The 12,873-nt window shown below is 68.1% G+C and carries 17 protein-coding genes and 1 pseudogene; 13 read left to right on the plus strand and 5 right to left on the minus strand.

The features are described from left to right. Window positions 1-10: 10 nt before the first annotated feature. On the minus strand, window positions 11-1,117 hold the full coding sequence (rlmN, locus tag ACFY1J_RS34170; RefSeq protein WP_363298699.1) for a 23S rRNA (adenine(2503)-C(2))-methyltransferase RlmN: 1,107 nt from the start codon (window positions 1,115-1,117) through the stop codon (window positions 11-13). A 261-nt stretch (window positions 1,118-1,378) separates the two neighbouring features. After that, a complete protein-coding gene (locus tag ACFY1J_RS34175) occupies window positions 1,379-1,513 on the minus strand; it encodes a hypothetical protein (RefSeq protein ID WP_390732552.1) in 135 nt (44 codons plus the stop codon). A 460-nt stretch (window positions 1,514-1,973) separates the two neighbouring features. Between ACFY1J_RS34175 and ACFY1J_RS34180 the strand changes: the two genes are divergently transcribed. After that, window positions 1,974-2,618: an HAD family hydrolase gene (locus ACFY1J_RS34180; RefSeq protein ID WP_390732553.1), complete on the plus strand. Its 645-nt coding sequence runs from the start codon at window positions 1,974-1,976 to the stop codon at window positions 2,616-2,618. Between the two features lie 138 nt (window positions 2,619-2,756). Continuing rightward, window positions 2,757-3,359, plus strand: a complete 603-nt coding sequence (locus tag ACFY1J_RS34185) for a hypothetical protein (protein WP_390732554.1) — start codon at window positions 2,757-2,759, stop codon at window positions 3,357-3,359. A gap of 172 nt (window positions 3,360-3,531) precedes the next feature. On the opposite strand, the gene ACFY1J_RS34190 is transcribed toward ACFY1J_RS34185, so the two are convergent. Beyond that, the gene (locus ACFY1J_RS34190; RefSeq protein ID WP_390732555.1) at window positions 3,532-4,383 is read right to left on the minus strand and encodes a DUF1932 domain-containing protein; all 852 of its coding nucleotides are present in this window, start codon (window positions 4,381-4,383) and stop codon (window positions 3,532-3,534) included. 254 nt (window positions 4,384-4,637) lie between these two features. On the opposite strand from ACFY1J_RS34190, the gene ACFY1J_RS34195 reads away from it, so the two are divergent. Continuing rightward, window positions 4,638-4,892, plus strand: coding sequence for a hypothetical protein (locus ACFY1J_RS34195; protein WP_390732556.1), 255 nt, complete (start codon window positions 4,638-4,640; stop codon window positions 4,890-4,892). Window positions 4,893-4,963: 71 nt separating this feature from the next. Here ACFY1J_RS34195 and ACFY1J_RS34200 read toward each other — a convergent pair whose 3' ends face one another. Next, a complete protein-coding gene (locus ACFY1J_RS34200; RefSeq protein WP_390732557.1) occupies window positions 4,964-5,980 on the minus strand; it encodes an AAA family ATPase in 1,017 nt (338 codons plus the stop codon). 231 nt (window positions 5,981-6,211) lie between these two features. Further along, entirely contained in the window at window positions 6,212-6,583 is a 372-nt protein-coding gene (locus tag ACFY1J_RS34205; RefSeq protein ID WP_390732558.1) for a GntR family transcriptional regulator, read from the minus strand. 572 nt (window positions 6,584-7,155) lie between these two features. Here ACFY1J_RS34205 and ACFY1J_RS34210 point away from each other — a divergent pair. The 10 genes and pseudogenes from ACFY1J_RS34210 (at window position 7,156) to ACFY1J_RS34255 (ending at window position 12,815) form a co-directional block, all read left to right on the plus strand. After that, a complete protein-coding gene (locus tag ACFY1J_RS34210) occupies window positions 7,156-7,539 on the plus strand; it encodes an ATPase (protein ID WP_390732559.1) in 384 nt (127 codons plus the stop codon). A 122-nt stretch (window positions 7,540-7,661) separates the two neighbouring features. Then, on the plus strand, window positions 7,662-7,955 hold the full coding sequence (locus ACFY1J_RS34215) for a hypothetical protein (RefSeq protein WP_390732560.1): 294 nt from the start codon (window positions 7,662-7,664) through the stop codon (window positions 7,953-7,955). Next, the gene (locus ACFY1J_RS34220; RefSeq protein ID WP_390732561.1) at window positions 7,952-8,275 is read left to right on the plus strand and encodes a hypothetical protein; all 324 of its coding nucleotides are present in this window, start codon (window positions 7,952-7,954) and stop codon (window positions 8,273-8,275) included. The genes ACFY1J_RS34215 and ACFY1J_RS34220 overlap by 4 nt, the downstream gene beginning before the upstream one ends. Further along, window positions 8,272-9,267, plus strand: a complete 996-nt coding sequence (locus ACFY1J_RS34225; RefSeq protein WP_390732562.1) for a DUF2637 domain-containing protein — start codon at window positions 8,272-8,274, stop codon at window positions 9,265-9,267. The genes ACFY1J_RS34220 and ACFY1J_RS34225 overlap by 4 nt, the downstream gene beginning before the upstream one ends. Next, window positions 9,264-9,913, plus strand: a pseudogene (locus ACFY1J_RS34230) (GGDEF domain-containing protein). Before ACFY1J_RS34225 ends, ACFY1J_RS34230 begins: the two are co-directional and overlap by 4 nt. Beyond that, window positions 9,910-10,239: a hypothetical protein gene (locus ACFY1J_RS34235; RefSeq protein ID WP_390732563.1), complete on the plus strand. Its 330-nt coding sequence runs from the start codon at window positions 9,910-9,912 to the stop codon at window positions 10,237-10,239. Before ACFY1J_RS34230 ends, ACFY1J_RS34235 begins: the two are co-directional and overlap by 4 nt. Window positions 10,240-10,267: 28 nt before the next feature. After that, the gene (locus ACFY1J_RS34240; RefSeq protein ID WP_390732564.1) at window positions 10,268-11,767 is read left to right on the plus strand and encodes a DNA cytosine methyltransferase; all 1,500 of its coding nucleotides are present in this window, start codon (window positions 10,268-10,270) and stop codon (window positions 11,765-11,767) included. A gap of 161 nt (window positions 11,768-11,928) precedes the next feature. Beyond that, window positions 11,929-12,246 carry a hypothetical protein gene (locus tag ACFY1J_RS34245; RefSeq protein ID WP_390732565.1) on the plus strand — a complete coding sequence of 106 codons (318 nt, stop codon included), beginning with the start codon at window positions 11,929-11,931 and terminating at the stop codon, window positions 12,244-12,246. A gap of 2 nt (window positions 12,247-12,248) precedes the next feature. After that, the gene (locus ACFY1J_RS34250) at window positions 12,249-12,419 is read left to right on the plus strand and encodes a pRL2-8 (RefSeq protein WP_390732566.1); all 171 of its coding nucleotides are present in this window, start codon (window positions 12,249-12,251) and stop codon (window positions 12,417-12,419) included. Window positions 12,420-12,488: 69 nt separating this feature from the next. Then, window positions 12,489-12,815 carry a hypothetical protein gene (locus ACFY1J_RS34255; protein WP_390732567.1) on the plus strand — a complete coding sequence of 109 codons (327 nt, stop codon included), beginning with the start codon at window positions 12,489-12,491 and terminating at the stop codon, window positions 12,813-12,815. Window positions 12,816-12,873: the final 58 nt, after the last annotated feature.

Raw genomic sequence — 12,873 nt, forward strand, 5'->3', positions numbered from 1 at the left:
CTCAGCCAGATTACCTCTCGGTGGCCGCGAGCTGACCACACGCTCCGTCGATCTCCTGGCCACGGGTGTCCCGGATGGTGACCGGCACCCCGTGAGCCGCGATGGCCTCGACGAACGCCTTCTCGTCCTCCGGCCGCGACGCGGTCCACTTGGAACCCGGCGTCGGGTTCAGCGGGATGAGGTTGACGTGCACGGGCTTGCCCTTGAGCAGCCGGCCGAGCCGGTCGCCGCGCCAGGCCTGGTCGTTGATGTCCCGGATCAGCGCGTACTCGATGGACAGCCGGCGCCCGGACCTGGCGACGTACTCGAATCCGGCGTCGAGCACCTCGCGCACCTTCCACCGCGTGTTCACGGGGACGAGGGTGTCGCGCAGCTCGTCGTCGGGAGCGTGCAGGGAGATCGCCAGCCGGCACTTGAAGCCCTCGTCCGCGAAGCGGTGGATGGCCGGGACGAGCCCGACCGTCGACACGGTGATCCCGCGCTGCGACAGCCCGAGCCCGTCCGGCTCGGGATCGGTGAGCGCACGGATCGCCGCCACGACCCGCTTGTAGTTGGCGAGCGGCTCGCCCATGCCCATGAACACGATGTTGGACAGCCGGGCCGGGCCGCCGGGCACCTCGCCGTCCCTGAGCGCCCGCATCCCGTCCACGATCTGGTGCACGATCTCGGCGGTGGACAGATTCCGGTCGAGGCCCGCCTGCCCGGTCGCGCAGAACGGGCAGTTCATCCCGCACCCCGCCTGCGAGCTGATGCACATCGTCACCCGGTCCGGGTACCGCATCAGCACCGACTCGACGAGCGTCCCGTCGAACAGCCGCCACAGCGTCTTGCGCGTGGTCCCCTGATCGGTCGACAGATGCCGCACGACGGTCATCAGCTCGGGAAGCAGCGCTTCCTGCAGCTTGCCGCGAGACGCGGCCGGAATGTCGGTCCACTCGGCCGGGTCGTGCGCGTACCGCGCGAAGTAGTGCTGAGACAGCTGCTTGGCACGAAACGGCTTCTCCCCGACGGCGGCAACGGCCTCCTTCCGCTCGGCGGGCGAGAGGTCGGCAAGATGCCGCGGCGGCAGCTTGGCTCCGCGGGGGGCGACGAAAGTGAGTTCTCCGGGCTTAGGCATGGCTGTACCAGTGTCGCAGATCAATTCCTGTGACCTGCGGTCGTCGCCTCCGGGGGTGGTCGTTGACGGTCGTTGTTGGTCGTCGTTGATCTCCCTCGGACGGCCCACAGACGGCCCGGCCCATGGGGCCAGACGGGACGTCTGCGCAGGTGAAGCGGCCTCGCTCTGGCGCGCGGGCTCGGAGGCTTTTCCGGGTGTGGCTGAGCGTCTCAGCTGGCCACTTCGACCAACTGAGACGCTCAGGAGATGCTGGGCGGCGGATTACCGCTCGACGATGCCCTTGCTCGTGCGGCGCCGGTAGCGAATGCAGCGGAGGGCTCCGAGGGCCACGCCGACGGCGCCGAGCTCGGGGATATCCGGCTGGAGGTGGAGCAGGTAGTAGAGGGCGCCAGCCACGAGCGCATCAGCGGCGTGAGGGCGTCGCCACTCGACTCCTAGGCCGCGCCACCCTTGTGGTTCCATGGGCAGAGTCCTTCCTTCTTCTTTCGCGGGGAGAGGGTTCTGGACGTTCGCGAGGGGTCGCCTGGCCGGGCGGCCCCTCGCTTCGTGATGAAACACGGTAGTCACATTCGAGGGTGGCGCGTGCCACGTGCGTGTTACGGATTCCCCGATCACGGCCCCTGCCTTCCCCTGGTCAGCTGCGCGTTTGGGCTGACAGGCTGCTTGACCAGGGTTGCTCTCGATCAGGAATTTGCACAACGGCTATCCACCAGGTACCGGGCGCAGCTCCGCGTTGACCGGTCGTAGAACGGCATACTCGCCACATCTTTGTGGTTCTCGACGTCCGCACCTGTGCCGTGCACGGCTATGAAGGAGACGGAAACTGAGACGGGCGCCCGTCGCGTACCGTCACCCTGTGCTGGCACTCTTCGACCTAGACAACACTCTGATTGACCGACGTGGCGGCCTGGAGGACTGGGCACGACGCTTCGTGCACTCGCGGCGACTGCCCCGCGCGTCAGAGTTCGTCATCTGCGATCGGCTAAGTGAGCGGGCATACCCCGCAGACTTCGTAGAGCTGCGGGAAACGCTGAGGCTCAGCGACGACCCGGGTGGCCTCTGGCATGAGTACGTCGACGGCATCGCTCGCTCCGTGCACTGTGCCCCGGAGGTTCGGAAGGGCCTCGAAGAGCTGCGCGGCGCGGGGTGGACGCTCGGGGTCGCGACGAACGGCGCCGGGGACATCCAGCGGGCCAAGCTCGCCGCGGCAGGGCTCACGTCACTCTTCGACGGCATCTGTGTGTCGGAGGAAATCGGCGCCCGGAAACCGGCGTACGAGCACTTCGAGGCTGCGGCGTCGTTGTGCGGCACCCGACTGAGCGCGGGCGGGTGGATGGTCGGGGACAACCCCGAGACGGACATGGAAGGCGCACACGCGGTTGGGCTGCGTACGGTGTGGGTGTCCTCCGGCCGTGGATGGACGGATGGCCTCCGTGAGCCCGACATCGTGGTTCGGGGCGTGCTAGAGGCCATCGGGGCAATGCGGGCATTGGCTGATTAGTCTGCCCACCCGATGGCAGGTCGGTCGAGACTTCTCGGCTGCACTGCGTTCTGCCTCCACTTTGCGCGACCGCAGACATGAACCTAGTCTGAAAAGAGGTTCCGAGCGGCTACCTTGACCTCCATGGGGAGCGTCTTAATGGACGTCGGCCTGACAGCTAGGGCAGTGAGCGACTTCGCAACTGCTGGCGCCGTGGTGGTCGGCGGAGTCTGGTCTTACTTCAAGTTCATCCAAGGTCAGACATTCGCAGGCAGGGTCGAAATCAAAATCTACCAAGAGCTGCATACTTATCGCAATTGCCACACCCTCGACGTAGACATCACGTTGCGCAACATCGGAATATCGAGAATCAATCTAGCCACGGAATCGTGCGTGGTAGAGATTTATGGCGCGGACGCATTTCCAGCAAACAATGAAGTCGAGTGGACCAGATTCGGGGGCGCGCTCGCCTTCCCACTCGACGATGCGGTCGAGTCGGGAGAAGCGATACATCACAAGACTGTGGCCCCCATACCGACCACAGGACAAAACGGCTCTTGGCTGGCATTCCGTGCAGATGTGACCGTCGTTGCGGCGAAGAAGAGGTTCCGCAGGATTTCCGACGAGTGGCACGACCATGACATTTTCCATCCGCCGAAGCCCCGAGGGAAATCCCCATCAGGAAGCATTCACGATCATGACAGGCCACAAGCGGATCACAGACACAGAGAAACAAGAGATCGCACAAAAGGCCAAAGGTAAAAATGCCTTGACGCGAAAGAGCGATCGGGCAATCCATTCAATCGTTAAAAAGGACGGGAATTTGTTGCGGGTCCGTGCACTCACTAACCCTCCGCCCCCTGCCCCGCGCGCCTCGTCTCAGAAGTAGAAACTGGGGCGCCCAGCGATCCGGTTTGCCCGCGTAGCGTCCGACCTAGCTGGGCTCACCGTCCGCGGCGTCGTGTAGATGGTCAAGCGCTTGCGGGATACCCAGAGACGAATCCTTCAGACCGTCCCATCTACTCATGATCGCGGCCGACGCATCGGCTAGGTCGGGAGGAAGCCCGGCTTCCTGGAGGGCCTGCGCCACCTCTCGCATTTCGGGACCCCAGCGCCAGGACCGCGCGGCCACCTTCGGGATGTAGGCCGTCTCAGCGAGATAGCTGGTCGTGCGGTCCTGCGCAACGTCGAGTAGTTCGTCTTCCACGCCGTAGTCACGGGCGAGGGCGTACGAGACCGCCGCCAGTACGCGGCTCGCCTTCTGGTAGCTGCTGTACGACAGCTTCAGTGCGGACGCACGACCGATACCCCCGGGTAGGAGGTGAGGCCGTACCGCTGAGCCTGTGAAGAGGGCAGCAACAGGCGTCAGTGCGTCCGCGGAGCCAGACAGGTACAGGCGAGTCGACCTTGAAGCGGACGGGGGCGAACCAATGAGGGAGCCGTCGACGACGGTTGCTCCGGTCCGGGCCACGATGGCGCAGACGCGCGCCGTGCTGGCCGGTGAGATCGCGTTGCCGTCGACGTAGATTCCCGTGAACGGGTGAGCCGAGACTTCGACGGCGACGTCCTCCGCGTACTCAGGGGGACAGATGCTGAGGATGATGTCGGCTCGCTCCGTCAGCTCTGCAAGGTCATCCACTGCCGTCAGTCCGTACCGCTGAGCCCGTTCCCTGGTCGCGGAGCTACGGCCGTGGGGACACCACAGAACCTCGGCTCCATTGAGGCTGGCCTGCGCGGCCACGGCCGCGCCCATGCTGCCCGGATGAAGGAGCCCGACGACAGTCATCCGACCAGCCCACGGATATCGCGCTCTTCGGCAGGCACGCCGGCCGATCGGGCGTCGTCGATGGCTTGCGCTGCCTGCGCTGGACTCATCTGGTCAGTTCGGATTACGAGTGACCAGGGCTCTGCCGCGTGATCCAAGAGATCCTGCCGGGTCTCGTGCCACACCTTCAGCCGGGTGTCCAAGTCTCTGTCCCCGCGTCCCTGGCAGCGTTGCCGTGTGACTTCTTCGGGGCACCACAACAGGACCCGCACCCAGTGAACGGGGAAGACGGTGACTGCGTGTGCCCCGGCAACCTGACCCATGTGGAGGACAGGGAAGCGTCCGCTGTCGACGAGGGCGGAAACCGCACCGCGATCGATGGCGTATTCAGCGTCGTACCGGCTGTTCCGGTACAGGATTTCACCGGCCTGTGCCATTACCTCAATGTGCTGTGCCGTGGTGAGCCGGTATCCCGTGGTGCGCCCAGGACCCGCCTTGAGCCGCTGGAAAAGCGCGTATTCCGGCCGTAGACGCGATAGCCCGGCTGTGATCGTGTCCTTCCCCGCCCCCGGGGGGCCGTAGAGGATGACACCGGAAGGGTTCACAGCCCGCCTCCACTCAGCACGTCACGAGCTTCGTCGACCAGAGCCACGGCGGCGCCAAGCCGGTTGTCGACGATGAAGTGCGGCCCCTGCGGTCGCATCTCCAGGTTGAGACCCGAGACGTACTCCTCCCATGATTCCATCTTCCAAGCGTCCCGCGCCGCTCCGCGGAATTCGATGTACTCACGCATCGACTCAGGGTCACACTGAACCCATATCGTCGCGACGGCAACCCGCTTGGACCGGCAACGGTTCTGGAAGCGCTGCATCCATTCAGTCTGGGAGAATTCAGAGATGAACGGCGCGTCGAGGATCACGGAAGTTCCGCAGTCCACGTTGTCCCATGCCGCTTCCATGAGGCAGCGATATTCGAGCGGTCGCACCTTTTCCCGGTAAAGCTCTGAACTTCGATCGTGGGCCTGCCCACCCATGGCAACCAAGAGTTGGTCGACGAGTGGACGCGTCAAAGAGTCTTTGTCCAGGATCGGCCAGCCGGTGAGCCCTCCGAGGAACTTCGCGAACTCGGACTTCCCGGAGCCTGCAAATCCTCCGACCAGGATCACAGTGGGGCCGTCGACGCTCCCACCTGTTGCGTGGCGATGCCATGCGTCAACCACACGGTTAAGCAGAGCCTCACTGTCCACGTCATCCGTGCCTTCACGGATGCTGCTCAGCGCTCGGCGTACAACGTCTGGTTGGTCCGAGAGCTTTCGCTCAGTGGATGTGGGCGCCGATACGGATTCCACAGGGGCATCCTCTCCGGGCAGGGCGCGACGGAAGCCGAGTTGGGCCTCATTCCGATGGTAGAGGCGGCAATACGCCCGGCGGTAATGCGGGCCCGGATACACCGTTCCCTTCTCGTGACCCCAGATCGTTTGGAAGTTTGCGGCGATATTGAAGCCGTGACGCTCCGCGATTTCACGGAGCTTTTCCCCTGTGTCCTCCAGGGTGAGCCCTACTTCCTCGCGATGCATTCGCAGGAGATCGGGCTTCCAATCTGGGTGCTTCCGAGCCATCTGCCCCTCCTATAGCTAGTCGAGCCGCGAGTGTAGCGGCTCGACTAGAGCTGTGGAAATTCGTGATAGCGCATGTGTAAGCGGATGTATAAAACCGCTGGGACTTTCTCAGGTAGCGGGACGTGATACCGGTTTTCGCGCCTCGGCGGTGAACTTGTGCTCACACCGAACGAGGAGGTTCAGATGCCCCGCGACACGGCCGTCCGGCCCCACCCTCGGCTTACCGGAGGCTCAGTCCCCTTCCAGGGTTGCGACGCGCCGGCGCAGGTCCCCGACCTCACTCCGCAGTTTCTCGACCTCCGCGCGCAGTTCGGTCACCAGCTCGGCGGGATCGGCAAGCTGTGCGGCGCGGTCGGCGTTTGGCGTCAAGAACGCACCCTTGCCCTGGTGGCTCACCGCAAGGCCGTCTGCCTTCAGCTGGTTGATGGCGGCGCGGGCCACGGTGACCGTGACGTCGTACTTCTCCTGGAGCTGCGCAAGCGAGGGGAGTTGCCCGGTCTTGGCAAACTCACCGGCCGCGATGCGCCGCCGCAGGTCATCGGCCACCTGCTTGTAGGCAAACCTGCCGGTCCACTCGACCATCTGCACCCCAAGTTTCGTCACGGTCTCTGCCTCATAGTGCCCAAGTCGCAGAGGTAGAACCAGCGCCCCATCCCGCTTGTTCCGCGAGAAGACTTGACGCACTCTGCCTCACAGTGCACTCTGAGGCAGAGTTGACCAAGCGGCTTCAGCCCCGGAAGGGACGGAGCGCTTGCACGACCGGTTTGACCTGCACGAATGCACAGGGCGGGGACGCTGCAATCCCGCTAAAGGCCAGGCAGAACAGGGTTTCGGCCCGTACTGGCGAGGTGGCCCGGCGACCGCGAGCAACGGCCGGAGAGTGGGGACTCAAGTCCCCCTTGCAGTGCGTATCCCCTGTTCAGCGACTTGAAGGAGTGGCAGTGAGTCAGCGAAAGCGATGGGCGCGGCCGTGATCGACCGGCACGGCGGCGCCGTTCCATCTCTGGCCCGTGAACACCTCAGGGTGCAGCGGGCGACCGGTCACCTTCCACCGAATCGCGGCGGATAGCGCCGCGCCGGTTGCTCGCCCTGCCCGTCCGGGCGCTCTGCGGAGCGGTCCCGTACGGGCGGGGTTGAGAGGAGCCGGAACATTCCTTCGCTTCCTGGGAGTCCTCATGACCGTCGCTGTTGAGATCGTCTCGTTCGGCTACCTGCACGACGAGCCCCCCACCGCGCACCTGACCATCGACCTGCGCCACCACTTCCGCGACCCGCACGTATCGCCGGAGCTGCGGTACCTGACCGCCGATGACGAGCCGGTCAGGGCCGCGGTGCTGGGCACTCCGGGCGTCGCGGCTCTCGCGTTGGCGACGGCCGCCGCGGTGGAGGCGTTCGCGTCCGGTCCGTCCGCCGGAACCATCACGGTCGCCGACGGATGTGCGGGCGGTCGGCACCGTGCGCCGGCCTTCGCTCGGGCCCTCGCTGAGTTGCTGCTGGATGCCGGACACGACGTGACGGTCCGACACCGCGACCTGGACAAGCCCGTCGTCCAGCGCTGACGCCCTGTCCCTCCCACCGCCCCTCCCCTGCCGCGTTCGCGGCGGGGGCTCCGGAGTGGTCGCCGTCTCACCACACGCCTGCGACCGCTCCGGCTCCAGTCCCTCCGAATCAGGAGTCTCCTATGCGTACGTACATCGGCGGTCATCAGGCCGTCTCCGTGAACGACTTCATCGAACTGGCCCTGGGTACCCCGGCTGAGCTGTGGCTCGGGGTGGAGGGCGAGACCGACAAGGAGCGCGCGGCCCGTCTGGACGCCGCGCGCGACATCCTCGCCGACAACCCCCACCTCCCGGATGGCGTGTCCTGTGTCGTCGCCGAGGTGATCGAGGCGCACGCCCCGGAGCTGTTCAATGTCATCCCGCTGATCCGCCCGGCTGGGCGCCGGCGGCCCTCGCGGAGGGGAGCGGCGGCGTGAACGAGCTGCTGACGCTGGACGGGCTGGCCGCTCCACTGCGCGTGCTGCGGCTGCTGGCCGCTGACTTCGGGCACCTGCCCGCCCCGGACGTCGACCTGTCCCGCATCTACCCCGAGCAACTGACCCTGCGGTTCCACGAGGGTCTGCACGCGTTCGAGGCATGGCGGGAGGCCCTGGCCGTGCCACCGGAGAAGGTGGCTCACAGGGTGCAGAGCGACGGCATGACTCGCGTGCTGAAGGCGTCGACCGACTACGCGGGTGCAGAGCTGCACCTGATCGGCTACACCGACGTGCCCGCTGCGGACGGGGGTGCGGAATGACCACCCCCGAGACGACACCCACCGCTGAACGTCCGGCCGTGCCGCCGCTGACGAAGCCGGAGATGGGCCTTGCCGGCGTCGGCGCGCTCGCCGCCGCCGCGGTCGGCGCCCTGGGACTGATCTCCTCCTTCGACGCGGTGTCCCTCGCCGCAGCCCGCTGGGGCTTCACTCAGCCTCACATCCTGCCCGTCGCAATCGACGTGGCCATTCCGGTGTTCACGCTGGCCAACCTGCTGCTGATCCGGCTGGACATGGCGTTGGCGTGGGTGCGGTTCGTGCCCTGGGTGCTCACCTTGGTCACCTGCTGGCTGAACGTCGCGGCTGGGCAGTCCCTGTCCGCGAAGGTGGCGCACGGCACGATGCCGCTGCTGTGGGTGGTCTTCTCCGAGATCGGCGCGCACGTCTACGCCGTGCGTATCGGCGCCGCCACCGGACGGCGCATGGAGAAGATCCGGTTCTCTCGCTGGCTGCTGGCCCCGGCGTCCACGTTTGCGCTCTGGCGCCGGATGACGTTGTGGGAGGTCACCTCCTACACCGACGCCCTCGCGCTGGAAAAGGAACGGTTGCTGGCCCGCGCGGACCTGCGCGAGCGCTACGGCCGCACCTGGCGCCGCCAGACCCCGCGCCGCGAACGCGTCCTGCTGCGACTGGGCGAACTGGCCCCGGCCGCCACCGCCATCCCGCCCGCCCCGACGCCTGACCAGGCCCCGGCGGAGCCGAAGCGCAAGGCATCCAAGCCGCCGCGCAAGCGGCCGACCAAGGGCAAAGCCACCGCGTCGCAGCGCAACCCGGCCGAACTGCTCGCTGAGGCGCGCACGGTCACGGCCGACTGGACGGACGCCGCGATCAACGCCGAGTCGCTGCGCAAGGCCCTGCACTGCGGCTCCGGCCCCGCCCGGCAGGTGCGTGACGCCCTCCTCGCCGAACGGGCCGACGGACGTGCCCTGCACCCCGTGGACGCGTCCGACGACCGCGAGGAGGTGGCCGCGTGAACACCCTGGCCACGGTCCTGCTGTCCGCACTGCCGCTCGCCGCAGGTTGGGCGCTTCACGTGTGGTGGCTGCGCGCCTGCCTGAACACCGCCCGGCTTGACCGCTCACCGGGTTACGCACCCGCGACGGCTTCACCCGCCGCGCCACGGCCCTGCTCAAGGACCCGCGCGCGGTCGTCGTGCTCGCCGACGTCGACAGGTTCAAGCACGTCAACGACACCTACGGGCACGCCGCCGGAGACGCCCTGTTGAAGGCGACCGCCGACCGCCTCGCCCACCACGTCGGACGCAATGGGGTCGCTGGACGGCTCGGGGGCGATGAGTTCGCCGCCGTCCTCATCGACGACCTCAGCACCGCTGGCGACCTGCTCGCCGTGCTGCACGGCGTGCTCGCCCGGCCGGTCGACGGCCAGGACCCCGCCGCCTGCACCACGGTCAGTCTCGGGTGGGTGCGTGCCGTGGACTTCCCCGCCGATGACCTGTCCGGCCTTCTGCGGCGGGCGGATGAGGCGATGTACGCGGCCAAGCAGGCCCGTGCCGGAGCCCGCCGCGCGGGCTTGGGCCGGCTGTTCGCCACCGTCGCCGGCCGCCGTGCCGGTCGCACCGGCGCCCGCGCCGAAGTGCCGGTCGTGGGGGTGGTCGCATGAGTGAGCCGCTGGCTGGGGTCGGCACGTGGCGGCCGGTGATGGAGGCAGCGGGTCACCGCTGCCAGTGCGCGGGCGAGTGCGGTAACCCGCACGCCAAGAGTGAGGGCCGCTGTCCGCGTGAGCACGACGGCTACACCAGCAAGCACGGTCACCGTGTCCGTCTGATGGCCGCGCCCGCCGACCCGCTCATGCCCGCCGTTGAGGCCGTCGCGCTGCCGGTGGGGGAGTTGCGGGCCTGGTGCCCGGAGTGCCACACCGCCGCCGCCCGCAAGGCACGCACCGCCACGGCGCCCGCCGAGGGTGCGCCCGGCCTGTTCGAGCTGTGAATCCCCTGCTGTGAAAGGAAGTTCAGGCATGAGCCTGACGTTCACCGATCTGTTCTGCGGTGCCGGTGGCTCCTCCACCGGACTGGTCGCGGCCGGGCTGGAACTGCGGCTCGCGGCGAACCACAGTGCGGTGGCCATCGAGACCCACGCGGCCAACCACCCGGACGCCGACCATCTGTGCGCCGACATCGACCACTACGACATGCGCCGCCTGCCCCGCACTAACGTGCTGTGGGCCTCGCCCATCTGCACCGAGCTGTCCCCGGCCGGCGGGCGCCGCCGCAACAAGGTCTCGCCGGGCCAGCTCGCCCTGGAACAGGACGGGCCGGTCTCCTCCGGCCTGTACGAGCGGACCCGGGCCACGTTCTGGGACGTGATCCGGGCGACCGAGGTGCACCGCTACCCGGTGGTCCTGATCGAGAACGTGGCGGAGGCCGCCGACTGGGAGCTGTTCGACGTCTGGCTGTCCGGGATGCGCACTCTCGGCTACCGGCATCAGTTCGTGTCCGTCTCCTCCGCCCACATCGGCGGCCCCAGCAACCTCCCGGCGCCGCAGTGGCGCGACCGGATCTATGTGGTGCTCACCCGCGAGGGCATCCCGCTGCCGGACGTGCAGCCGCGCCCGCCGGCCTGGTGTGCGGTGTGCGGGGAGACGGTGGCCGCGTTCCAGTCCTGGAGGAAGCCCGGCGGTAGGCAGTTGGGCAAGTACGGGCAGCAGTACGACTACCGCTGCCCCAACGGCCCGCGCTGCCGCCACGCCCTCGTGGAACCGTACGTGCGGCCCGCGGCGGACATCATCGACTGGACGAACCTCGGGGTACGCATCGCGGACCGGCCGCGGCACAGGCTGCCGCCGCTGGCCGCGAACACGCTGCGGCGCATCCGCACCGGGCTGGATCTGCTCGGCACCCGGCGGATGGTGCTCACGGTCAACCACGGCGGGCACGACGGCCGCCCGGTGCCCGCCGACGCGGCGCCGCTGGCCGCGCGCACGGCGAAGATCGGGGACGCTCTGTTGGTCCCGGCCGGAGGCACCTGGAACACCACACCGACCAGTACGGCCGAGCCGATGCGCACCCGGCTGGCGAACCCGAAGGGGTTCGAAGCGCTGGTCACCCCGCCCGAGGCGGCCGAGGACGCGTTCATCGTGACCCTGCGCCGCAACGCCACCCCGACGCCGGTCGGCGAGCCGGTGGACACTGTTACGGCCAAGGGGCGGCATCACTGGCTGGTGATCCCCTACCGCAACGCGGCGACCAAGACCACCGCGGAGCCGCTGCACACCCTGGGCACGGTCGATTCGGCCGCGATCGCCTCCCCGGCCGCGGTGCTGGAGGAGTGCCACTACCGGATGATCCAGCCGCGCGAACAGCTGCTCGCGCAGCGCTTCCCGGCCGACTACATCGTGCACGGCACCAAGGGCGAGCAGACCATGCAGGCCGGCAACGCCGTCTCCTGCAACGTCGCCCAATGGCTCGGCGAACGCGTGGTCGGCGCCCTCAGCCGCACGGCCGCGAACGCGGCCTGACGACCTGCCCTGTTCGCGAGGAACGGCGCAACGGGCTCGGCCGACCACCTCCCACAGCGGCGGCCGCCCGCGCCGGCATCACGCCCACGCCCGAAAGCGCGGCCGCCGCATCCGGTCGATGACCGCGCCGCGACGACACACACCCCGAGGAGGGGTTGACCATGGCCAAGCCCGACACCCGCCGCCTGGACCGCGAGATCCAGCAGACCACCCGCAAGCTCAAGGCCGTCCAGCAGCGCGAGATGTGGCCGCTGACCGGCCGCGAGCGGCGCACCGTCCTGGCCGCACTGGCCGGCGGCTCCTACAAGGTCGTGCGCAGCAACAGCCCCGCGCGCGCCGAACGGAAGCTGGACACCGCGTGGGGCGCCGCCGAGACACGGCTGGCCGCGGAGATCACCGCCCTGCAGAACGAGCGGCAGCGGGTCGTGAACGAGGCCGCCACCGCGAAGGCTGCCAAGAAGTCCTCGGGGTGGTGGTGACCATGGCCGCTCCGGAGACGCCTCCTGGCGAGTGCCCGCAGTGCTGGCAGCACGCCCACGATCCGCGCGCACACCGCAACCTCGGCCCCCGCGAGGACTGCCCGCAGTGCGTGGACCACATGATCAACGGCCACCCCTACATCGTGCCCAAGAAGGCGTCCCGCTGGTGGTAGCCGCCGCGACCGGCGACGCGCCGGGCCTGTCTGGCCTGTAACCCCTGTGCTTTCGGAAGGAGTTCAGGCGTGAGCCTGAAATGGATCACCGGTCTGTTCCGCGGCTCGGGTGGCTCGCTCGGTCGGCCGCTCCCCGCCGACTCGGCGCGGTTCGTCTGCCTATCTGGCAGCAAGTTCGGTGTTCACGGCGTGATCCCGGCGTCCTACGCCCGCTTCACGGTCAGCCGACGCCGGGCATGGGGACACGACGTCCGCGCCTATCCGACCACCGCCCGCGACGGCACCGGGTTGACGGTCATCTACACCCGCGTCGCCTACGCCGACGACCCCGGCCTTGAAGTCCTGGTCACGGTCTTCGAGTTCCCCGCCGGCAGCGCACTCCCACCCGACATGTAAGCAGACGGGCCCGGCCGCCCACCTCCTACAGCGACGGCCGGTCCCGCTCTCCCTCACA

This window comes from Streptomyces sp. NPDC001406 (genome assembly GCF_042895285.1).
Taxonomy (GTDB): domain Bacteria; phylum Actinomycetota; class Actinomycetes; order Streptomycetales; family Streptomycetaceae; genus Streptomyces.